21 protein-coding genes are annotated in these 20,409 nt (G+C 45.6%); 16 read left to right on the top strand and 5 right to left on the bottom strand.

Annotation, left to right across the window (positions count from 1 at the left end):
- The first annotated feature begins 3 nt into the window (after positions 1 to 3).
- The 12 genes from ACFFUV_RS07575 (at position 4) to ACFFUV_RS07520 (ending at position 9,047) form a co-directional block, all read left to right on the top strand.
- Positions 4 to 498: a chemotaxis protein CheW gene (locus ACFFUV_RS07575; protein ID WP_390190929.1), complete on the top strand. Its 495-nt coding sequence runs from the start codon at positions 4 to 6 to the stop codon at positions 496 to 498.
- Entirely contained in the window at positions 498 to 989 is a 492-nt protein-coding gene (locus tag ACFFUV_RS07570; protein WP_390190927.1) for a DUF2802 domain-containing protein, read from the top strand. The genes ACFFUV_RS07575 and ACFFUV_RS07570 overlap by 1 nt, the downstream gene beginning before the upstream one ends.
- Before the next feature lie 194 nt (positions 990 to 1,183).
- On the top strand, positions 1,184 to 1,801 hold the full coding sequence (gene ccmA / locus ACFFUV_RS07565) for a cytochrome c biogenesis heme-transporting ATPase CcmA (protein WP_390190926.1): 618 nt from the start codon (positions 1,184 to 1,186) through the stop codon (positions 1,799 to 1,801).
- 2 nt (positions 1,802 to 1,803) lie between these two features.
- Entirely contained in the window at positions 1,804 to 2,469 is a 666-nt protein-coding gene (gene ccmB / locus ACFFUV_RS07560; RefSeq protein ID WP_390190925.1) for a heme exporter protein CcmB, read from the top strand.
- Between the two features lie 103 nt (positions 2,470 to 2,572).
- Positions 2,573 to 3,331 (top strand): heme ABC transporter permease, encoded by a 759-nt coding sequence (locus ACFFUV_RS07555; protein WP_390190922.1) that lies wholly within the window; start codon positions 2,573 to 2,575, stop codon positions 3,329 to 3,331.
- A 3-nt stretch (positions 3,332 to 3,334) separates the two neighbouring features.
- On the top strand, positions 3,335 to 3,541 hold the full coding sequence (ccmD, locus tag ACFFUV_RS07550; RefSeq protein ID WP_390190920.1) for a heme exporter protein CcmD: 207 nt from the start codon (positions 3,335 to 3,337) through the stop codon (positions 3,539 to 3,541).
- Positions 3,538 to 4,023 (top strand): cytochrome c maturation protein CcmE, encoded by a 486-nt coding sequence (gene ccmE, locus ACFFUV_RS07545; RefSeq protein ID WP_390190918.1) that lies wholly within the window; start codon positions 3,538 to 3,540, stop codon positions 4,021 to 4,023. The genes ccmD and ccmE overlap by 4 nt, the downstream gene beginning before the upstream one ends.
- The gene (locus ACFFUV_RS07540) at positions 4,020 to 5,975 is read left to right on the top strand and encodes a heme lyase CcmF/NrfE family subunit (RefSeq protein ID WP_390190917.1); all 1,956 of its coding nucleotides are present in this window, start codon (positions 4,020 to 4,022) and stop codon (positions 5,973 to 5,975) included. The genes ccmE and ACFFUV_RS07540 overlap by 4 nt, the downstream gene beginning before the upstream one ends.
- Positions 5,972 to 6,526 carry a DsbE family thiol:disulfide interchange protein gene (locus ACFFUV_RS07535; protein ID WP_390190916.1) on the top strand — a complete coding sequence of 185 codons (555 nt, stop codon included), beginning with the start codon at positions 5,972 to 5,974 and terminating at the stop codon, positions 6,524 to 6,526. The genes ACFFUV_RS07540 and ACFFUV_RS07535 overlap by 4 nt, the downstream gene beginning before the upstream one ends.
- Entirely contained in the window at positions 6,523 to 7,026 is a 504-nt protein-coding gene (locus tag ACFFUV_RS07530) for a cytochrome c-type biogenesis protein (protein WP_390190914.1), read from the top strand. The genes ACFFUV_RS07535 and ACFFUV_RS07530 overlap by 4 nt, the downstream gene beginning before the upstream one ends.
- Entirely contained in the window at positions 7,023 to 8,243 is a 1,221-nt protein-coding gene (ccmI, locus tag ACFFUV_RS07525) for a c-type cytochrome biogenesis protein CcmI (protein WP_390190912.1), read from the top strand. The genes ACFFUV_RS07530 and ccmI overlap by 4 nt, the downstream gene beginning before the upstream one ends.
- Positions 8,244 to 8,318: 75 nt before the next feature.
- The gene (locus ACFFUV_RS07520; RefSeq protein ID WP_390191879.1) at positions 8,319 to 9,047 is read left to right on the top strand and encodes an MlaA family lipoprotein; all 729 of its coding nucleotides are present in this window, start codon (positions 8,319 to 8,321) and stop codon (positions 9,045 to 9,047) included.
- Between the two features lie 50 nt (positions 9,048 to 9,097).
- Here the strand turns inward: ACFFUV_RS07520 and ACFFUV_RS07515 are convergent, their stop codons facing one another.
- From ACFFUV_RS07515 to ACFFUV_RS07500, 4 genes are all read right to left on the bottom strand, one after another.
- Positions 9,098 to 10,348, bottom strand: a complete 1,251-nt coding sequence (locus tag ACFFUV_RS07515; protein ID WP_390190910.1) for an outer membrane protein transport protein — start codon at positions 10,346 to 10,348, stop codon at positions 9,098 to 9,100.
- Positions 10,349 to 10,632: 284 nt separating this feature from the next.
- A complete protein-coding gene (locus ACFFUV_RS07510; protein WP_390190908.1) occupies positions 10,633 to 11,901 on the bottom strand; it encodes an outer membrane protein transport protein in 1,269 nt (422 codons plus the stop codon).
- 244 nt (positions 11,902 to 12,145) lie between these two features.
- Positions 12,146 to 12,871: a DUF3379 domain-containing protein gene (locus tag ACFFUV_RS07505; protein WP_390190906.1), complete on the bottom strand. Its 726-nt coding sequence runs from the start codon at positions 12,869 to 12,871 to the stop codon at positions 12,146 to 12,148.
- Positions 12,864 to 13,421 carry a sigma-70 family RNA polymerase sigma factor gene (locus ACFFUV_RS07500; RefSeq protein WP_390190904.1) on the bottom strand — a complete coding sequence of 186 codons (558 nt, stop codon included), beginning with the start codon at positions 13,419 to 13,421 and terminating at the stop codon, positions 12,864 to 12,866. Before ACFFUV_RS07500 ends, ACFFUV_RS07505 begins: the two co-directional genes overlap by 8 nt.
- Positions 13,422 to 13,987: 566 nt before the next feature.
- Between ACFFUV_RS07500 and fadI the strand changes: the two genes are divergently transcribed.
- The 3 genes from fadI (at position 13,988) to ACFFUV_RS07485 (ending at position 18,068) form a co-directional block, all read left to right on the top strand.
- The gene (gene fadI, locus ACFFUV_RS07495; protein ID WP_390190902.1) at positions 13,988 to 15,295 is read left to right on the top strand and encodes an acetyl-CoA C-acyltransferase FadI; all 1,308 of its coding nucleotides are present in this window, start codon (positions 13,988 to 13,990) and stop codon (positions 15,293 to 15,295) included.
- Positions 15,295 to 17,409: a fatty acid oxidation complex subunit alpha FadJ gene (fadJ, locus tag ACFFUV_RS07490; RefSeq protein ID WP_390190901.1), complete on the top strand. Its 2,115-nt coding sequence runs from the start codon at positions 15,295 to 15,297 to the stop codon at positions 17,407 to 17,409. The genes fadI and fadJ overlap by 1 nt, the downstream gene beginning before the upstream one ends.
- Positions 17,410 to 17,519: 110 nt before the next feature.
- Positions 17,520 to 18,068: an NAD(P)H nitroreductase gene (locus tag ACFFUV_RS07485; protein WP_390190899.1), complete on the top strand. Its 549-nt coding sequence runs from the start codon at positions 17,520 to 17,522 to the stop codon at positions 18,066 to 18,068.
- A gap of 68 nt (positions 18,069 to 18,136) precedes the next feature.
- Here the strand turns inward: ACFFUV_RS07485 and ACFFUV_RS07480 are convergent, their stop codons facing one another.
- Positions 18,137 to 19,012 (bottom strand): LysR family transcriptional regulator, encoded by an 876-nt coding sequence (locus ACFFUV_RS07480; protein ID WP_390190896.1) that lies wholly within the window; start codon positions 19,010 to 19,012, stop codon positions 18,137 to 18,139.
- 239 nt (positions 19,013 to 19,251) lie between these two features.
- Here ACFFUV_RS07480 and ACFFUV_RS07475 point away from each other — a divergent pair, with 239 nt between their 5' ends.
- On the top strand, positions 19,252 to 20,361 hold the full coding sequence (locus ACFFUV_RS07475) for a response regulator (protein ID WP_390190895.1): 1,110 nt from the start codon (positions 19,252 to 19,254) through the stop codon (positions 20,359 to 20,361).
- The last annotated feature ends 48 nt before the right edge of the window (positions 20,362 to 20,409 follow it).

Raw genomic sequence — 20,409 nt, 5'->3', positions numbered from 1 at the left:
GGTATGTCTCAAGCGAGTGAAGTAGAAGTAAGAAAAGACACGTCAAATGACGAAGTGCTTCAGTGGGTGACGTTCCAACTAGAAGAAGAAACTTACGGTATTAACGTGATGCAAGTACGTGAAGTACTGCGTTACACTGAAATTGCACCAGTACCTGGTGCTCCTGATTATGTTCTCGGCATTATCAATCTACGTGGTAACGTGGTTACGGTGATTGATACACGTGCACGCTTCGGATTGATGGAAGGCGAAATTACTGATAATACACGCATTATCGTCATTGAGTCAGAGCATCAAGTGATCGGTATTTTGGTTGATAGCGTTGCTGAAGTCGTATACCTTCGTTCATCTGAAATTGACACAACACCAAGTGTTGGTACTGATGAAAGTGCTAAATTTATTCAAGGCGTGAGTAATCGTGATGGACAGCTGTTGATTCTTGTTGATCTCAATAAGCTGTTAACTGATGAAGAATGGGATGAAATGGCTCATCTGTAATGAGTATTGATGTATTGATGTCGCCTCCAGTATTGACTGGAGCGTTACTACTGGTTTGGTTATTGTTAACCGTATGGATTTTGCGAATCAAGCGCGCTCAACGTATATCGAGCGACCACTTTCGTCAGCAAAATCGCACGCTAGAAAAAGAGCTTCAGAAATCCACTAAACAGTTACTAGAGCTTCGTTCGGTGATGGTGGGCTTGGGGCAGCAAATCAGTGAGCAACAAGATATCATTCAACATCTCAACGATCGTTTAACCGAGTTAGAAAACGCCGATGGTGATGGACGCTTATACTCGCGAGCAACCAAAATGGTTCAGCTTGGCGCAGACATTGATGAACTGATTCAAGAATGTGAATTGCCAAAAGCTGAGGCTGAACTCATGTTGTCTTTGCAAAAGAAATTAGCGGGCAAGGAAAAAATTCCTCCGTTATCTGGGCAAGATGATATGCCTCGTCGGCGACAACCGGCTAAACGGCGATCGTAACTCATCAAAAAAAGGATGCTTTGGCATCCTTTTTTGTTAGTTAAAAACCCTACTCATAAAGGGGTAAATTGCCAGTGCAAAGCGCCAAATTAACAGTTTCTTACGTAGTTTCGTGACTTTTCAGTCACTAATTTTGTTTCGTCAAAAGTCGGCTGTGGTAGTATTACTCTACAGTTTTTTCTAGAAGATTTACGATGTTAGAAGTTAGAAACCTTACAGCGATTCGAGATGAACGGGAACTCTTCACTGATTTATCCTTTACGGTTTCTCGCGGTGAGTTAGTTCAAATTGAAGGTCGTAATGGGACAGGAAAAACTACCTTACTCAGAATGATTACGGGGCTGGGTGAGCAAGATGAAGGGGACATCTTGTGGAATCAAGAGAAAATTCAGCAACAGCGTGAAGAGTTCCATCAAGAATTGCTGTTTCTTGGTCATCATACTGGTGTCAAACGAGAGTTAACCGCCTATGAGAATTTGCGCTTTTATTTAGTCATGCATCGCCAACAACCGCAACAAACAGCCATCTACGACGCGTTAATGAAGGTCGGGCTGGCAGGTCGCGAAGATGTTCCTGTGGGGCAGTTATCTGCTGGGCAGCAGCGCCGCGTAGCATTGGCAAGGTTATGGTTAAGCCATCAAACACTTTGGATTCTGGATGAACCTTTGACGGCTATCGATAAACAAGGCGTCAAAGTTTTAGAAGCATTGTTTTTGCAGCATGTTGAACAAGGCGGTATGGTGATCTTAACGACTCACCAAGATCTGTTTATCGATAATCCCATTCTCCGTAGAATTAAGTTAGGTGTTTAATCATGATCAATATGATGAGCGTAATTCGACGTGAGTTATTAATCGCCTTTCGGCGCCAAGCGGATGTCTTTAATCCATTGTGGTTTTTTATTATCGTCATCACTTTGTTCCCACTCAGTATTGGCCCTGATCCTAACCTTTTGACTCGTATTGCCGCTGGTATTGTTTGGGTCGCCGCATTATTAGCTGCACTTTTATCACTTGAGCGATTATTTCGCGATGATTTTCAAGACGGTTCCTTGGAACAAATGATGCTCATGCCTGTCCCATTACCCGTTGTCGTCATTGCAAAAGTGTTTGCTCACTGGCTCTTAACTGGTTTGCCATTGATCCTCATCAGCCCGCTCCTTGCGGTCTTGCTGTCCCTAGATTTCAATACCTGGTTAGCGGTGGTACTTACCTTGTTGTTAGGGACCCCTACACTAAGTTTTATTGGGGCGATAGGTGTTGCCCTGACAGTCGGGTTGCAAAAAGGCGGGGTGTTATTGAGCCTTTTAGTGCTGCCTTTATACATTCCTGTGTTGATATTCGCGACCTCGACAATTGATGCGGCATCATTGTCGATGGCATACAGCGGTCAATTGGCGATCCTTGGCGCAATGTTAGTTGCCGCCATTACTTTGACGCCTTTCGCTATTTCAGCTGCGTTGAGGGTTAGTGTTAACTGAATGAGTCGGGTGTATTTTGTACTCGATAGCGCGGCAATACCCAAACTATAAGTTGCGAAGCAACAAAGAATAATGATTACTGAAAGTAAATGAGAGAATAACAATGTGGAAATGGCTTCACCCTTATGCCAAGCCAGAAAATACGTACCATCTTTGTGGGCGTCTTTTACCCTGGTTTTCAATTTTGGCTTTAGGGCTACTCGTCGTTGGAACCGGGTGGGGGTTAGCATTTGCTCCATCCGATTACCAACAAGGTGACAGTTTTCGAATCATCTATATTCATGTTCCCGCTGCGATTTGGTCAATGGGGATATACCTCTCTATGGCGATCGCCGCGTTTATCGGTTTAGTGTGGCAGCTTAAGTTGTCGAATATGGCGGCACTTGCCATGGCTCCGATTGGTGCGGTCTACACGTTTGTTGCGTTGGTTACTGGCGCGGTGTGGGGAAAACCGATGTGGGGAACTTGGTGGGTGTGGGATGCACGTTTAACCTCGGAACTGATCCTTCTATTCCTTTATCTTGGTGTTATTGCGCTTTATCACGCTTTTGATGACGCAAAAACGGCAGAGAAAGCCGCAGGTATTCTCGCGATAGTTGGCGTCGTCAACTTACCCATTATCCATTTCTCCGTTGAATGGTGGAATACCCTGCACCAAGGTGCCACCATTACCAAATTTGAAAAACCATCAATTTCCGGCGATATGTTGTGGCCTTTACTGATTGAAATTCTGGGCTTTGCCTTCTTTTTTGCCGCACTCACCATGATACGGCTACGTAATGAAATAGTGCGTAAAGAGAGTCATCGGCCTTGGGTACTGGCGTTGGCGACAAGCAACTACACCACTCACAAAGAGGGATAAAAGATGCACTTTGATTCTTTCCAACAATTCCTACAAATGGGTGGCTACGCAGCGTATGTCTGGAGCGCGTTTGGTATTACCTTTGCTTCGATGCTGATCTTGCTATGGAGCAGTCTGCGACAGAGTCAAAAGCTGATGCAAGAGGTGAGAAATCGTGTTGAGCGTCAAGCTCGAATTGATGCAGCAAAACAGATGGAGAATACCCTATGAATCCAAGACGTAAAAAAAGGCTCGGTATTGTTGTTGCCGTGCTGCTGGGGATTTCACTGACTGTCGGGTTGATGCTCTACGCATTAAGCCAGAATATGGATCTATTTTACACACCTACCGAACTGGTTAACGGTAAGCCTGATGGAACCAAACCTGAAGTCGGGCAGCGGTTACGTATCGGCGGTATGGTGGTCGATGGCTCAGTGAAGCGTGACCCCAACTCGTTACGTGTCAGCTTTTTACTCGAGGACCGAGGCCCGAAAGTGACCGTTGTCTATGATGGCATTCTTCCCGATTTGTTCCGCGAAGGGCAGGGTATTGTCGCTCAAGGCGTGTTAAAAAACGCGACGACGGTGGAAGCATTCGAAGTGTTGGCAAAACATGATGAGGAATATATGCCACCAGAGGTTGCAGAAGCGATGCAGAAAAATCATCAACCCATGGATTATAGCCAACAGCAGTTGCAAGGGAGTGAACAATGATTGTCGAGATAGGTCATTTTGCGTTAATTCTTTCCCTCTCTCTCGCAATCTTATTGAGTATTCTTCCTCTGTGGGGCGCAAGCCGAGACAACACAATGTTGATGAATAGTGCTCGGCCGCTGTCGTGGGGAATGTTCTCGCTATTGGCGTTCTCATTTGCTGTTTTGCTTTGGGCGTTCTATACCAATGATTTTACCGTTCAATACGTGGCGGCTAACTCTACAAGTGCGCTGCCATGGTATTACCGGCTAACCGCCGTTTGGGGCGCTCACGAAGGCTCACTTTTATTGTGGGTGCTGATTCAAGCTGGGTGGACGGTCGCTGTTGCCACCTTTAGCCGTGGAATGCCTCAAGAGTCTGTTGCCCGTGTACTCAGTGTTATGGGGATGATAAGCGTTGGGTTTTTGTTATTTATCATCGTTACTTCCAACCCATTTACTCGCACTCTTCCATACTTTCCCGTTGATGGTCGCGATCTCAATCCGTTACTGCAAGATCCAGGGTTAATTATTCATCCGCCAATGCTGTATATGGGTTACGTTGGCTTCTCGGTTGCTTTTGCTTTTGCTATTGCTTCTTTGATGACGGGGCGACTTGACACTGCATGGGCACGTTGGTCTCGTCCATGGACGACAGCGGCCTGGATGTTCTTAACTGTTGGTATTGCACTTGGTTCTTGGTGGGCGTACTACGAACTCGGCTGGGGGGGATGGTGGTTCTGGGACCCGGTGGAAAACGCGTCCTTTATGCCCTGGTTAGCTGGCACCGCGCTGATGCATTCGTTAGCCGTTACTGAGAAACGCGGAACGTTTAAAGCTTGGACAGTGCTTCTCGCGATTTCGGCCTTTTCGCTGAGTTTATTGGGGACATTTTTAGTCCGTTCCGGCATATTGGTTTCTGTGCATGCTTTTGCCTCTGATCCATCCCGAGGCATGTTTATTTTAGCGTTCTTAGTGTTGGTGATTGGTGGCTCGCTGCTACTGTTTGCGTTAAAAGGTGCTCAAGTCAGAGTTCGAGGTAATTTCGAATTACTCTCCCGAGAAAATGGCCTACTGGCCAACAATATCTTACTGATTGCGGCGCTGGTTGTTGTTCTGGTCGGCACATTACTACCGCTCGTACACAAACAGTTGGGGCTAGGCTCAGTATCCATTGGTGCGCCATTTTTTAATACCTTGTTTGCTTGGTTAATGATTCCATTTGCATTTTTACTGGGCATTGGCCCTTTGATTCGTTGGAAGCGAGAACAGCTGTCGACTTTGGTAAAACCCATGTTGGTCTCGGGAATCTTGTCGTTAGCCATCGCTGCGGGTTGCATTGCCCTTTTTGCTGACCGCTTTCAGTTTATGGCGTATCTAGGCTGGGTGATGTCACTATGGATCATCACTTTGCTGAGCTATGAAATCTGGCAGCGTGCGACTCATCGTCATCCGTTCACTGTAGGGATTAAGAAGCTTCAACGTAGCCATTGGTCAATGGTATTGGGGCACCTTGGACTTGCTGTTACTGTGATAGGTATTGCGATGGTGCAAAACTACAGCATTGAACGCGATGTGCGCTTAGCGCCTGGTGAACACTTTCAATTGCAGGGCTACGATTTATATTTTTCAGGATTACGTGACAAAGACGGCCCGAACTACGACGGCTATATCGCCGATTTTGAGTTGACGCGCAATGGCCAGTTCGTCAATACGCTGCATGCGGAAAAACGCTTTTATCGTACGGCGCGTTCGATGATGACAGAAGCCGCGATTGACCGCTCTATTACCCGTGATTTTTACATTGCCATGGGTGAGCAGTTGGATGATAACCAGTCGTGGGCTGTGCGTGTCTATTACAAACCATTCGTTCGATGGATTTGGGTTGGTGGTCTGTTCATGGCCATCGGCGGCGCATTAGCCATTAGCGATAAACGCTATCGCTTTAGAAAGAGCGCAAAGGAGGCGTTATGAACAAAAAAATTCTTTTTATTCCTCTTGTTGCGTTTTTAGCTTTAGTCATTGTTTTTGTTACTCAGTTAGCGCGTAACTCAGAGGGGGATGATCCAACCAAACTCGAGTCTGTGTTGGTCGGAAAAGCGGTCCCGAGTTTTGAACTTGAGGATTTGGCGGAACCCGGTAAGCAGTACGACCAAGCTATTTTCAAGGGTGAGCCACTGCTGCTTAATGTCTGGGCAACGTGGTGTCCAACATGTTATGCCGAGCATCAATATTTGAACAAGCTTTCTGATCAAGGCGTGAAAATTATAGGGTTAAACTATAAAGATCAGCGTGATAAGGCGGTGACTTGGCTCAATAATTTGGGTAATCCTTATTTGATTAGCCTGTTTGATGGTGATGGCATGCTGGGGCTGGATCTTGGTGTTTATGGCGCGCCCGAAACCTTCTTAATTGATGCTGAAGGCGTCATTCGTTATCGTCATGTTGGTGATGTTAACCCAAGTAATTGGCAAAAAACGCTTGAGCCGATTTACCAGCAAATGGTCAAGGAGGCGAAACAATGATCCATAAGTTACTTGTGGTGCTTGCTGTCGTTTGCTTACCCATGGCTGCGCAGGCTGCAATTGAAGTTTATGATTTTGATACGCCACAGCAAGAAACTCAGTTTCAGGAGCTCAGTAATACACTACGCTGCCCTAAGTGCCAAAATAACAGCATTGCCGATTCAAATGCAGAACTTGCACAAGACTTAAGGCAAAAAGTGTTTGAAATGACGAAGCAAGGTAAGTCAAAGCAGGAAATAATTGACTATATGACGGCACGTTACGGCAATTTTGTTACCTATAACCCACCTTTTACTATCGCGACATCGATTTTATGGTTTGGGCCATTGTGTGTCGTGTTGTTTGGTTTTGGGTTTATTATTGTGCGTAGCCGTAAACGTTCGTTGAAAAATTCGCCATCACCATCATGGGATAGCGAAAAAGAAGCACGTCTGAAAGCGCTTCTTGAACAAGAAAAACCAAGCAAGGCCAGTAAGCAGGACGAGGAGTCGACGTCATGATGTATTTTTGGGTTGCTTCACTGGTTCTGATTGTAATCTGTGCGGTTTTTATTTTTCTTCCTGCCTTAAAGCGTCGAGAGAATAACGATCAAGTATTACGTGATGAACTTAATAAAGCGTTTTACAAAGATAGGCTTAGCGAGCTTAAAGAAGAATCAAATGAAGGGCTTGTTGAAGACCAACAAGACTTAATTAACGATTTAAAGCAATCACTGCTTGATGATATTCCTAGTGATAAACTCCAGCAGCGACAACAAGCATTATCGCCTTGGTTGATTTTAGTCCCTTCTGTGCTTTTGATGGGGGTACTATCTTACGCGCTTTATGCACATTTTGGCGCCGCCCAACAGGTGAAAGCGTGGCAAGACGTGACCAATAACCTGCCTGAACTTTCAAAGAAACTCATGCAGCAAGATGGCGCAGTACTCACTGATCAAGAGATGCAAGACTTGACGTTAGGATTACGCACTCGTCTTCACTATAACCCTGAAGATGCAACGGGTTGGATGTTACTAGGGCGAATCGGGCTAGCGAATCGAGATACAGGGACATCTGTTGGGGCGATGAAAAAAGCCTATGATTTGAAACCGGATGATCAGGATATCCAACTTGGTTATGCGCAAGCACTGATGCTGTCTCAAGATGAGGCTGACCAAGAAGTGGCGCGCAACCTGTTACTACAGCTGACTAAGCAAGATTATGTCGATATTCGAGTCTTTTCGCTACTGGCTTTTGACGCCTACGAGCGACAAGACTTTACTTCTGCCATCAAATACTGGGGCGTGATGCAGCAAATGATTGGCCCGAACGACCAGCGTTACGAGATGTTGACTCGCAGTATTGACAATGCGAAGCAGCAAATGTCTGGTTCAAAGGCTAACCAGGCTTCAGTGAAAGTGACGATCAATCTCGGTGATGCTGTGGTGTTAGATCCCAATGCGGTGTTAATTGTTTCTGTACACCATGCGAATGGTTCGCCGATGCCTGTGGCCGCTGCTCGTTATCCGGTATCTTCGTTCCCGTTAACCGTAGAGCTTGATGACCGCAATAGCATGCTTGAAAGTAGTAAGCTATCAGACCTTGATTCGCTCATGGTTCGTGTGCGTCTTGACAGCGATGGAAACGTGGCAACAAAGCAAGGGGACTGGTTTGGCGAGAGTAAAGTCGTTAAAATTGACGAGCCTGTTAATATCACGATAAATCAGCAATATCCTTAATCTATACTTTGGGATAGATAAAGGCTGGTGTCGACCAGCCTTTTTTATGGAAATGATCAAATGAAGAAAAACTTAATGACATGGTTGTCATTGTGCTTGAGCTTGCTTTTAGCTGGGTGTGCATCAAATCCGAACGAGTCGGATGTGTCTGAAAATGACCCTTTTGAAGGCTTTAACCGCACAATGTGGACGTTAAACTACGATTATCTGGACCCGTACTTTGTTCGCCCAGTATCGTTGGCGTATGTTGATTACACGCCTAGCCCTGTACGCACTGGTATTTCAAATTTTCTAAGTAACTTAGATGAGCCAGCCAGTATTATTAATAACCTGATTATGGGTAATGGTCGTAAAGCTCTGGATCATTTCAACCGATTTTGGATCAACTCGACTTTTGGCTTGTTAGGTTTGATTGATATTGCCTCGGAAGCAGGCATCAACAAGCATGATGAAAAAAGCTTTGGAGATGCGGTTGGTCACTATGGAGTAGGGAATGGGCCTTACGTAATGGTGCCTGGCTATGGTCCGTGGACGGTGCGTGAAACGGCAGACTTTGCAGATGAAATGTACGCGCCACTTTCTTACCTTAATATTTGGGCCAGCATCGGTAAGTGGGCATTTGAAGGAATGGAAACGCGAGCCCAGTTAGTTAATCAAGAATCGATGCTGGATGATTCCCCGGACCCCTACTCTTTAACACGCGATGTCTATATTCAGCGCCGAGATTATCAAGCAGAGGTTGAGCGAGACACCTATAATCCGCAAGAAGAAGCGGAGTTAGATTCCTACCTTGATGAATATTAAACAAAAGGCCTGATTTCTCAATCAGGCCTTTTTAATGCGGTTAGCGAACGTTAGAACACATAATTGGCTTGCAGGCCAAAGATGATGATATTGCCCGAAACATCGCCCACGAATTGACCACCAATGGCTTCTGCTGCGTCATCGGATGCATACCCGCGAGACTCAACAATATGGGCTTCTTTGGTGTAGACATAAGTCGCACCAGCGTCCACGGTCAATTGTTTACTGACAGCGTAACTGGCTCCGAGGCTAAACCAAGTACGATCGATTTCCGGAATGGTAATTGTACGGTTTTTATCACTGACGGCAGAGGTGTCGTAAGCCAAACCAGAACGTAATGTCAGTGCTTTGCTCACTGTATAAGTGGTGCCGACAGCAAAGCGATAGCTATCACGCCAATTTTCTACTTTGACGGTTTGATTTCCTAGAGTATCCAAATCAGCGACTAATTGATCGAAAGAGCTCCAATCTGTCCAATTAAAACTCGTGTGCACCGCCCAGCGCTCAGTTAACTGGTGAAATGTCGCTAATTCAGCAGTGGCTGGTAATGTAATGTCCATCGAGCCTGAATCACGAAGAGGTGAAGGCAGTCCAAATGCGGCGCCCTCCGCATAGCCCGCAAGCGTTAAGTCTACTGCGGACTTATACGCGATACCGATACGATGGTTTGGGTTAATTTGCCATGCTGCACCTATTTGCCATCCTAGGGCAGTGTCATCACCTTCCATGTATTTTAATGTGGTGCCACCCAACGAGCCGCCAAAGTGGCCTTCGCCAGTAATGTAACGTAAGCCACCGCCTAAGCTGATCTCTGGTGTCAGTTGATAACCTAGGTTTAGGTTGGCTTCCATGGTTTCCACTTTGGCTTTATTACCAAAATGTGAGGCGGCGAAGTCGTTGCCTAAATCAGTGATCATCCCGTAGTTAGTGCCAAATGCTAAACCAACGTACAACCGGTCATTGTACTGATGGGAGAGATATAAATTGGGGACCACAGCATCATTGACGTAATCATCCGATTTCGCGTCAATGCTTCCAGCGACTTCTCCGTCAACATCAACATTGGGGTTGATATAAACGCCCCCAACTGAGATCTGGGTGCCTGTTAAGTAGGTGAGCATTGCTGGGTTTCGCCATTGTGCACTGGCGTTATCTGCCATTGCAGCTTCGCCAGCGTACGCTCGACCTAAACCTGTTGCAGAATATTCGGCAAGTTGAAAGCCGGCTGCTTGAGTAAAAGGCGAGACACTAACTAGTCCAAAAGATAGAGAAAGGGTAAGAAAGGATTTGTTTGTTTTCATTAAATGTTCGCTGAAAGAATTAAATAAGAAACGAAAAGTTTAAGGGTTGAGTAATTACTTTAAAAACAAAAAACACGGAAATCGTGTTATTTGGGATAAGTATCTATAAATTATAACGATATGGAGATTTAATTCTACATGTTATAAGAGCGTTTCAAATATTGAGCGAACGACTGTACGGTGTATCGGAATAAAAATAAACCAGAGTAATTTAGCTTAGTAAACTTACGTTTTAAAAAAGGGAGCCAGAGCTCCCTTTTTATCATGTTGATTTCAGCTCGGGATTAGAACGAGCGGCTGTATTGCAAACCAACAAGAACTGCATCAGCGCGAGTGGTTGCCGTTAAAACGGTCTGCGCTGAATCCTCAGTCACGGCGATATCTTCACCAATTAGATAAGTGAAGCCAAAGTCGATGTTGGACGCGCTATCAACATTGTAGGTAAAACCTGCTGAAAGCCATTGACGATCGGAATCAGGTACAGAGATTGAGCGAACATCGTCTTGAGCGCTGGTGTCATACATATAACCGGCACGTAATGTCCAATCGCTGTTTAGGTAGTAAGTACCACCGATTGAGTAGTGCCAACCATCTTGCCACGCGTACGCTTTAGTGTACTTGCTAGAACCTTGTAGAGCAGCAAGTTGAGTCGCGATCGGTGATTTCGTTGCATCAAGGTTGTCGATTTCGATATTGTCAAAATCACCCCAACCGATCCACTGAATGCTGTAGTGAACCGCAAATTGGGTATTGTCAATTTTGTGGTAGCCCGAGAATTCTGCAATATCAGGCAACGGCAGAGTAATTTCTTGTCCTTCATCGTCTTTTGCTGTGAACTCAGGGCTGTAGCGGTACGCTAAGCCAAAACGATTATTTTCATCGAGTTCATAAACCGCACCAACGTTAAAGCCAAACGCCCAACCATCAGCGCCATCGACATCAACTAGCGGAGTGCCTGCTGGTGCTCCTAAAGCTCCCCCTAATACGCTCCCCGCGTAACGCTGGAAGGTTCCTTGACCGTAAATCGCATCAAGACCTAAGCCGACACTAAGGTGCTCGTTTGCGCGGTATGAACCTGCGAGGCCAAGGTTGAAGCTTTTCACATCGGTAGTACCGCCATATTCAGAAGCGACATAGCTGCTTGAGAATTCAGTTTTAGTACCAAAGTTTGTGTATGCGTTCACACCCCAAGCAAACTTATCGTTAACTGGAACGATTAAGTGAATGTTGGGTGCAATCGAAGTGCCGCCGACATCATCGGTATCACCCACAACACCAGGTACACCGTTGTATGTCGCATCCTTCACTTCAATCATTGTGGTAATGCTTTCAAAACCCAGTGACAGTGACATTTTGTCAAACAGTGCCATTGCAGCCGGGTTACGAGCCATGACCGAGGCGTTATCTGCAATGACAGCGTCACCAGCGAATGCTCGGCCGAGACCTGTTGCAGATTGAGCGTTGAGTTGGAAACCCGCCGCCATTGCTTGTTGCGTGGAGAGCGCGATAGTGGCTGCTAGCAGCGTTTTTTTAAACAGACGCGTCTTGTTCATTGTGCTTATTCCTTTTTTATTGTTCCGTCTCTAATGGACGATATTTTCTGAGTAAAAACTCAGTTGTGGCTGATCCTAGTGTTTAATATAAAAGATAGAAATCCGACCATAGTCTAATTTGTAGTTAAAATTATCGAAATGACGCACAACATACAGGAATATGTCGGAAAAGACTGATTTTTAGAGTTAAAGCTCTATTTGAGAGAGGGCAGCCAGCTCACTCAAAAAAGTGAGCCGGCCTCAATCAATTCATGGGTTGAATGATGGGTAGGACTTTTTTCACAATTTTCGATATGTTTTCTTGTGGTTCGCCGACGATGATTAAGCTGGCATTGTCGAGGGGTTCAACCATGCCTTTCATTCCATCTTTGTCAAAGTGTTCGACTTTGTCACTCGGGATGGACACCAAAAACAAAGTGACTTTGCCTTTTTCTCCGGCAAAGACCATGTGAACCGCATTGGCGCTGCCAAATCCACAATGATTCAAATAGTAAACGTGATAAGGAAACTCGCCATTCAATTGAGTCGAAAATGGCTGCATTTTCGCGTTGATTTGTATTTCACTTGCTTGTTCATCAATATGTTCAACAAAGTTTTGCTCATTGCGGACATGGTGAATCGCCATATCCGAAAGGCTAGCGTAAGCGGGAGCGACGACTACGTTGTGCCACTGTATTTGTCCAAACAATAGGCCGACAACAAAAGCAATCGATGCCGCCATGGCTAACATCTTGCGCGAAAAGCCTCGAGCATCGCTAGTGGGTTGCTCTCGGCTTTGCTGAAATAGAATACGATCAGCCAGATCATCCGCGACATCGACTTTCATCGCTTGCTCTATTGTGGCGTCAAGTTCCAGCAGTTCCTCGGCAAATTGGGCATTGGCCTCATTGTCTTTTATCGCTTGATTCAGTTCGCGGTCACGTGATTTAGGGTCGGACATAATGCGGCGACGAAATTCTAAATCATCCATTATATTGTCCTCTTTGTTGATTCACGGTGTCTAATCGTTCCTTTAACTGATTACGGGCTCGAAATAAGCGAGTCATGACCGTGTTTTTATTGAGTTCGAGTATGTCAGCGATTTCCTCACCGCTAAAGCCGGCGACTACCTGCAAAAATAGAGGTTCCCGATACTCGATGTCTAATTGCATAATTTGCTGCTGAACCCACTGAGATTGATGATGAGCATCGTCACTGATTTTGACCTCGTGACTTACATCATCGATATCAACCAAATCTAATTGCTTACGTTCAAAGCGGCGTGCGTTCTCACGTCGTAAGATAGTGATAAGCCACGCTTTTGCCGATTTCTCGTCGAGTAGGCTATCGAGAGATTTCCAAGCGCGTAAGCAGGTTTCTTGCACCAAATCTTCAGCAACGGTTTTGTCGTGGCACAGCCAGTAGGCGTACCGATAAAGGTCTCGGTGATAGGCGCGTACCAGGGCTTCGTATTTTTTTTGCTTTTTCATATCCGAGTTGACCGGATTGATTGGCTTTTTCTTTCGAAAAAAAGAAATCATTGTTAAGACGTCTTTTTGAGGTTGTCGATATCACGCAAGTCTATGGCTTAACCTCGGAAATGCTACATAAAATGCGTCAATGTTAGACTTTGGTATAGGTTTGCGGAGCTTTTAACAGCTTGGTTACCTGCAATAGTGCGCATAAGTCGTAAGATGGTCGATAATTCGACGCAAACTTGATCTAATTCAATAATCATCGATTTAGGTCAGTTATAGTAACCCTGTCATCTCGTTGGTTCGTTCCAACATGTTGAGCAAGATGACACTTCCTTTTGAAGGCTGACTTTACTTTCTCCTAATCAGGAAACTGATTTTTTCAATTGGCGTAAGTTAATTGCTTTATACATTCCAACCACACGACTTCGTGTGGTTTTTTTTTGCTTTTGATTTACCTATCTTGATTCCACTAATGCGTTTTATTTTCTGATTGTTGAAGCAGGTATGAATCAATCCTGACTTAGTTAGGGTTTGCTTGTGTTATCACGTTTATTTAAACAGGCGTTTGACCGTTTTAACAACTTCGTTACAATGGCTTGAGGTCAGACCTGTTGGTTTAAGGAGATAAAATGGGCAAGCAGGAATTGAAAACCCGGTCAGGGGAGCGCGTTGCTATTGTTGCCGGATTGCGCACGCCTTTTGCTCGTCAAAGTACGGCTTTTAGCGCGGTTCCCGCGGTAGATTTGGGCAAAATGGTGGTCAGTGAGCTATTAGCTCGTACGGAGATTGATCCCAAATTAATCGAGCAAGTTGTCTTTGGTCAAGTGGTACAAATGCCTGAAGCGCCAAACATTGCTCGTGAAATAGTACTCGGAACGGGAATGAATATCCATACCGATGCCTATAGTGTTACTCGTGCTTGTGCGACAAGTTTTCAATCTGCGGTTAACGTGGCGGAAAGTATCATGGCAGGCACGATTGACATCGGTATTGCTGGTGGCGCCGATTCTTCTTCCGTGCTGCCAATCGGTGTCTCTAAAAAGCTGGCTGCCAACTTATTGGCGCTCAGCAAAACCAAAACGCTTGGTCAAAAGCTCAAAATCATCAAAACATTAAATCTTAAAGACTTGATGCCTGTACCGCCTGCGGTGGCAGAGTATTCTACTGGGCTGTCAATGGGACAGACCGCAGAGCAAATGGCAAAAAGTTATGCCATTAGTCGCCAAGAGCAGGATGCGCTGGCACATCGTTCCCATACGCTAGCCGCTCAGGCTTGGGCTGATGGCGTCATAGATGCCCAAGTAATGACTGCGTTTCCTGAACCTTACAAAGAGTGGATTCATCAAGACAACAATATTCGTAAGGACTCAACCCTTGAAGGGTACGCTAAGTTACGCCCAGCCTTTGACCGTAAATATGGCTCGGTAACAGCGGCAAATAGTACGCCATTAACTGACGGCGCTGGCGCGATACTCATGATGCGTGAGGGACGAGCCAAAGAGCTTGGTCTCGATATCCTTGGTTATCTTCGATCATACGCTTTTTCGGCGATTGGTGTTGAAAAAGACATGTTGATGGGGCCTTCTTACGCAACGCCTGTCGCACTCGAACGTGCTGGAATCGCATTGAACGATTTAGATTTGATTGACATGCATGAAGCGTTTGCGGCTCAGACGCTTGCTAACGTTAAGATGTTCGCCAGCCAAGAGTTTGCTAAACGTGAGCTAGGGCGTAGCCAGGCTATTGGTGAGATCGACATGGATAAATTTAATGTGCTGGGTGGTTCGATTGCTTACGGACACCCATTTGCCGCCACTGGTGCACGTATGATGATGCAAACATTACATGAATTGAAACGCCGCGGAGGTGGGTTGGCACTTAACACGGCATGTGCTGCTGGCGGTTTAGGTGCTGCAATGGTACTGGAGGTAGAATAATGACAACCAATAATGCATTTACTCTCACCATTGATGACGACAATCTGGCTTGGCTAGCGATTGATGTACCCGGCGAAAAAATGAATACGCTGCAAGCCGCATTTGTTGAGCAGATGTCAGATATTCTTGAGCAGCTGAAACAGCAATCGCAGCTCAAAGGGCTGATTGTACACTCTCTTAAGCCAGATAACTTTGTCGCCGGCGCTGATGTTCGTATGCTTGACGCTTGCAAAAATGCGGCTCAAGCCAGCGAACTTGCAGCGCAAGGACAAACGATGTTTCAAGCGCTGTCTGAACTTCCTTACCCAGTCGTGGCGGCCATTCATGGGCCTTGCTTAGGTGGCGGTCTGGAATTAGCGCTGGCGTGTGATTACCGCGTGTGTACCGATTCAACGATTACGCGCATTGGTTTACCCGAAGTCCAGTTGGGATTACTTCCTGGGTCTGGTGGGACACAGCGTTTACCTCGTTTGATTGGTTTACTGCCAGCAATGGATATGATTTTAACGGGGAAACAACTTCGCGCACCAAAAGCGAAAAAGCTGGGGGTTGTCGATGACTGTGTGCCGGAGAGTATCCTTTTGGATGTTGCCAAGCGTTGGATCGAGAAAGGCAAAAAAGGCGCAAAGCATCGAGTGCCAACCAAAGAGAAGTTAATCTCAAGAACTGGGCTTGGGCGTCGCGTTATTTTTGATCAAGCGGCTAAGAAAACCCATAGTAAAACTCGCGGCAATTACCCTGCAACCGATGCGATATTAGAAGTAATTCGGTACGGCTTAGAGCATGGTATTGAACGTGGTCTTAAGCTGGAGTCGGAACGATTTGGCGAGCTTGTGATGACGCCTGAATCAAAAGCCTTGCGCTCGATTTTCTTTGCGACAACAGAAATGAAAAAAGAGCAGGGCAGTGACGCTAAGCCAAAAACGATTCAGCGTGTCGGTGTACTCGGTGGTGGTTTGATGGGGGCTGGGATAAGTCATGTGACAGTGAGCAAAGCCAAGCTTCCGGTACGCGTCAAAGATGTCAGCAATGACGGGGTATTGAACGCGCTGCGTTATAACCATCAACTGTTTGAAAAACAACGTAAGCGCCGAATTTTACGCCGAGCAGAGCAACAAGCCAATATGCTGAAATTGGCGGGTGGCACGGATTTTACTAGCTTTCAACATCTTGATGTGGTGGTTGAAGCGGTATTTGAAGATCTCGCTCTTAAGCAACAAATGGTTGCAGACATTGAGCAATATGGCCGTAAAGATACAGTGTTTGCGACGAATACTTCTTCCTTGCCGATTGGTCAAATTGCTGAAAAAGCACAACGGCCTGAGAACGTCGTTGGCCTGCACTATTTTAGTCCGGTCGAAAAAATGCCGTTGGTTGAAGTGATTCCGCACCAGACTACATCTGAAGAAACCATTTCTACGGTTGTATCACTGGCGAAAAAGCAAGGGAAAACGCCGATCGTGGTCAAGGATAAAGCGGGCTTTTATGTTAACCGAATTCTTGTGCCTTACATGAATGAAGCGGCGCAAGTATTGATGGCTGGCGAACCGGTAGAACATGTCGACAAGGCACTGCTTGATTTTGGTTTTCCTGTTGGACCAATCAGTTTACTGGATGAAGTCGGTATTGATGTCGGCGCGAAAATTATGCCTATTTTGGTCAAAGAGCTGGGGGCCCGATTCCAAGGCCCAAATGTGTTCGATACGTTGCTCGGGGATAACCGCAAAGGCCGTAAAAGCGGCAAAGGTTTCTATTTGTACAAAGGCAAGAAGAAACAAGTCGATAAAAGCGTATATAAATTGCTGAGTTTAACGCCAGAGTCCAATATGAAGGGGCAAGATATCGCGCTACGTTGTGTCTTACCTATGCTCAATGAAGCGGTACGTTGTTTGGATGAAGGTATTATCCGTAGCCCACGTGACGGAGATATCGGCGCTATTTTCGGGATTGGTTTCCCTCCTTTCCTGGGCGGTCCATTCCGTTATATGGATCAACTCGGCATTAAGAACTTGGTAGAAATCATGAATCAGCATGTTCAAAAGTATGGTGACCGTTTCGCGCCATGTGATGGCTTATTGACTCGCGCCGGGCTCGACCAACGTTTCTACGATTAAGTGCTTAGAATGTGATGCAAAAACCGAAAAGGCGAACAGTGGTTCGCCTTTTTTGTACCACGAGTTTATGATAAGACTTCTCATTTATAGCCAACAATAAGGACAAACTCATGGATGCTTTAGAACTATTACTCGGGCGACGTTCTGTGGGAAAACTGTCGGCACCAGCGCCTGAAGGCAAAGTATTAGAAAATATTATTCGCGCCGGTCTGAGAGCCCCAGATCATGGTGGCCTTACGCCATGGCGTTTTGTGATAGCCCAAGGGTCTGGCCTCAACAAATTGGCCACTATTTTGTCGCAAGCCGCGATCGCAAATCAAAGCGAGGAAGCGGTGGTAGAAAAGATGCGCCATGCGCCATTTCGTGCGCCTATGGTGATCACCGTGATTGCCAAGGTAACGGAACATCCTAAAGTCCCAGCCATTGAACAACATATCTCAGCGGGCTGCGCTGTACAAGCGATGCAAATGGCGGCGGTTGCGCAAGGTTTCCAAGGCTTCTGGCGTTCAGGCAATATCATGTTTGACGCCAATGTGCATCAAGCATTTGGGCTAAGTGGAGAAGATCAAATAGTAGGTTTTCTTTACCTTGGCACGCCAAATTTTGAACCCATGAAAGCGCTGGAGAGAAAACTGGGTGATTTTGTTGAGTATTTGTAGAAAGGAAGGAATAAAGACAGTTAGCGAAAAAGGGGGCTAACTTCGCCCCTTTTTCTCACAATCCACGATCAGTGGATATGATATTCAATAACAAAATCAATAAATAAACGCACTTTTTCCGGCAAGTGGTCTTTATGATTGTAAAGCATATAAATATCTCTTGGGTTGGCACTCCAATCACCTAAGACTTGGACTAGGCTGCCGTCTTTAATGAATTCCTGAATCATAACATCTGGCATGAGTGTAATGCCTAGGCCGGAAGAACAAGCACGACGAACCACGTTTAGCGTGTTGGCCTGAAAGCGACCTTGGTCATTATTGACCACGGTTTCACCATTACTGTTGGTCAACTGCCATTTGAGCAGGGGGCGACCTTTAAGCAAGTTATGGTGATGCAACTCTTCGGCGTGTTTAGGCATTGGGTGCGTCTTGAGATATTCTGGGCTAGCAACCAATATGTCTTTGACTGAATTGATTTTTCTTGCAATAAGGCTGGAGTCACGCTGTGGACCGACTCGAAAAATCACATCCCATTCAGTGGGATCCAGTTGGTCTGCATGGTCGCTGGTGGTAAGTTCAATGTTGATGTCAGGGAATTGATGCATGAATTCATTAAACATTGGCATCATCATTCGTTTGGTTAAGTTCGATGGAGCCGAAATGCGAATTTTACCCGCAGCGCCACGACACTCATCTGTAATCTCCTCTGCGGTCATCGACAAGCGTTGTAGCAATGGAGAGCACTCTTTAAAAAATCGTTCGCCAGCTTCTGTTAAAGACAGTTTTCGAGCATGGCGGTTGAGCAATCTGAGGTTAAGCGAATCTTCTAGCGCTTGGATTCGCCGCGTAATTGTAGCGACTGGAATGAGTGTTTTACGAGAAGTAGCAGTGTAACTGCCATTTTCGACAACCAGTCTGAATAAATTGAGATCATCTAATTTCATTAGTTGGGGGTGCATTGTTTTATTAATTCAGAGTAATTTATATGTATATCAAATGTTGAAGCTTGAGTCACATCAACAAGTTCTCTGATTTAGGACATTTCATATATCTAGTGTTTTTGATCAAGCCAAGGTGGAAGATTTGTATAAAGCAACTTTCACGACTAAATTTAGAGAAGTTTATAAAATGTGCCGAAAGCAAATAATAAAAATACCTTCGGAATTTTAGTGAGGCGAAAGTGATGCATAACAAAGTATGCAATTTACCGGCGGATGAGCCCTTTGCACCTGCCGAAGAGCAAAAGCTCATTATGTTAGTGGATGATGACCCGATTTTTCGTAACGTCACCAAAAATTTTCTTACTGCTCAAGGATATAAAGTTGTTGAAGCTGAAGATGGTCTCGATGGGCTCAAGCGGCTGCGCGAATGCGTTCCTGACTTAATCCTTTGTGACTTATCGATGCCAGTTCTTGATGGCTTGGAGTTCGTAGAAGAAGTGAGCTTGGAGTATCCGTCCCTGCCAACCATCGTGGTTTCTGCCACAGAAGATATCTCGGATGTCGCTAAAGCGCTGCGCTTTGGCATCAAAGATTTTTTGCCAAAGCCAATCAGTGATCATCGCAATTTGGCCAACTCAATTGAAAATACGTTAGATGACTCTTTTGACCGTCTTTCTGAGCAGCGCGATTTTGCCACCCAATGGTTTCGAGTTGATAATGGCGACGTACCAGAAGAGCAGGAGCTGCATTGGCACCTTAAGTACCTTAAAAAGAACCCTAATGCCGCCAAAGAACTACTTCATGCTCTGCTGCCAGAAGCAGATTCATCACAAGGTGTATGGAAGGTTAATTATCGTTTGCTGCAATCAACTGACATGATGCCAATGGTGTTTGATTACGCTTGGTTGATGAACGGTCAGTTGGCGTTTTACTTGGTTGATTCAGGTAGCCATGAGACGGATGGTGCGTCCACCACATTGTTGGTCAGAGCTCTGTTCCATGATTATTTGCGTCAGCTTAAGAACTTCAGCGCCGATTTAAAGGATCTCGCCTATTTGATTGAGAAAGGCCTGACGTGTTCAAGCTCAGTGAATCCCGTTAAAGCGCTGTTTGGATTGGTCGATGTTTCAGCTGGAACCATGTCGATTTTGCCGGCAGGTTTAGAATCTCAGTGGTCAAATGATCAGCTAACTCAACATATTGCCGCTGGCCTTGATTTAGGGGAAAACTGCGTGAAAAACTTTATGACGAAAGATCTACCGGTTGGTCAGCAATGTCGTTTGTCTTTAAGCCGTTTAGGCTCTTCAAGTTTTTCATTGGATATTGTGCAAGATACACAGCCTAAGCAATAATGCTTCGCTTCGCAGAATGGCAATAACCACAAGGATTGTCGGTGTTTG

It is taken from the genome of Vibrio olivae (assembly GCF_042428525.1).
In the GTDB taxonomy this organism is placed as follows: domain Bacteria; phylum Pseudomonadota; class Gammaproteobacteria; order Enterobacterales; family Vibrionaceae; genus Vibrio; species Vibrio olivae.
The sequence above is the reverse complement of the archived record's forward strand: the minus strand, read 5'-3'. Positions and strand labels throughout refer to the sequence as shown.

Bases quoted from the DNA above. Each gene is read 5' to 3' on its own strand.
- ACFFUV_RS07575 (WP_390190929.1), top strand. From the start codon at position 4: ATGTCTCAAGCGAGTGAAGTAGAAGTAAGAAAAGACACGTCAAATGAC.
- ACFFUV_RS07570 (WP_390190927.1), top strand. From the start codon at position 498: ATGAGTATTGATGTATTGATGTCGCCTCCAGTATTGACTGGAGCGTTA.
- ccmA (WP_390190926.1), top strand. From the start codon at position 1,184: ATGTTAGAAGTTAGAAACCTTACAGCGATTCGAGATGAACGGGAACTC.
- ccmB (WP_390190925.1), top strand. From the start codon at position 1,804: ATGATCAATATGATGAGCGTAATTCGACGTGAGTTATTAATCGCCTTT.
- ACFFUV_RS07555 (WP_390190922.1), top strand. From the start codon at position 2,573: ATGTGGAAATGGCTTCACCCTTATGCCAAGCCAGAAAATACGTACCAT.
- ccmD (WP_390190920.1), top strand. From the start codon at position 3,335: ATGCACTTTGATTCTTTCCAACAATTCCTACAAATGGGTGGCTACGCA.
- ccmE (WP_390190918.1), top strand. From the start codon at position 3,538: ATGAATCCAAGACGTAAAAAAAGGCTCGGTATTGTTGTTGCCGTGCTG.
- ACFFUV_RS07540 (WP_390190917.1), top strand. From the start codon at position 4,020: ATGATTGTCGAGATAGGTCATTTTGCGTTAATTCTTTCCCTCTCTCTC.
- ACFFUV_RS07535 (WP_390190916.1), top strand. From the start codon at position 5,972: ATGAACAAAAAAATTCTTTTTATTCCTCTTGTTGCGTTTTTAGCTTTA.
- ACFFUV_RS07530 (WP_390190914.1), top strand. From the start codon at position 6,523: ATGATCCATAAGTTACTTGTGGTGCTTGCTGTCGTTTGCTTACCCATG.
- ccmI (WP_390190912.1), top strand. From the start codon at position 7,023: ATGATGTATTTTTGGGTTGCTTCACTGGTTCTGATTGTAATCTGTGCG.
- ACFFUV_RS07520 (WP_390191879.1), top strand. From the start codon at position 8,319: ATGACATGGTTGTCATTGTGCTTGAGCTTGCTTTTAGCTGGGTGTGCA.
- ACFFUV_RS07515 (WP_390190910.1), bottom strand. From the start codon at position 10,348: ATGAAAACAAACAAATCCTTTCTTACCCTTTCTCTATCTTTTGGACTA.
- ACFFUV_RS07510 (WP_390190908.1), bottom strand. From the start codon at position 11,901: ATGAACAAGACGCGTCTGTTTAAAAAAACGCTGCTAGCAGCCACTATC.
- ACFFUV_RS07505 (WP_390190906.1), bottom strand. From the start codon at position 12,871: ATGGATGATTTAGAATTTCGTCGCCGCATTATGTCCGACCCTAAATCA.
- ACFFUV_RS07500 (WP_390190904.1), bottom strand. From the start codon at position 13,421: ATGATTTCTTTTTTTCGAAAGAAAAAGCCAATCAATCCGGTCAACTCG.
- fadI (WP_390190902.1), top strand. From the start codon at position 13,988: ATGGGCAAGCAGGAATTGAAAACCCGGTCAGGGGAGCGCGTTGCTATT.
- fadJ (WP_390190901.1), top strand. From the start codon at position 15,295: ATGACAACCAATAATGCATTTACTCTCACCATTGATGACGACAATCTG.
- ACFFUV_RS07485 (WP_390190899.1), top strand. From the start codon at position 17,520: ATGGATGCTTTAGAACTATTACTCGGGCGACGTTCTGTGGGAAAACTG.
- ACFFUV_RS07480 (WP_390190896.1), bottom strand. From the start codon at position 19,012: ATGAAATTAGATGATCTCAATTTATTCAGACTGGTTGTCGAAAATGGC.
- ACFFUV_RS07475 (WP_390190895.1), top strand. From the start codon at position 19,252: ATGCATAACAAAGTATGCAATTTACCGGCGGATGAGCCCTTTGCACCT.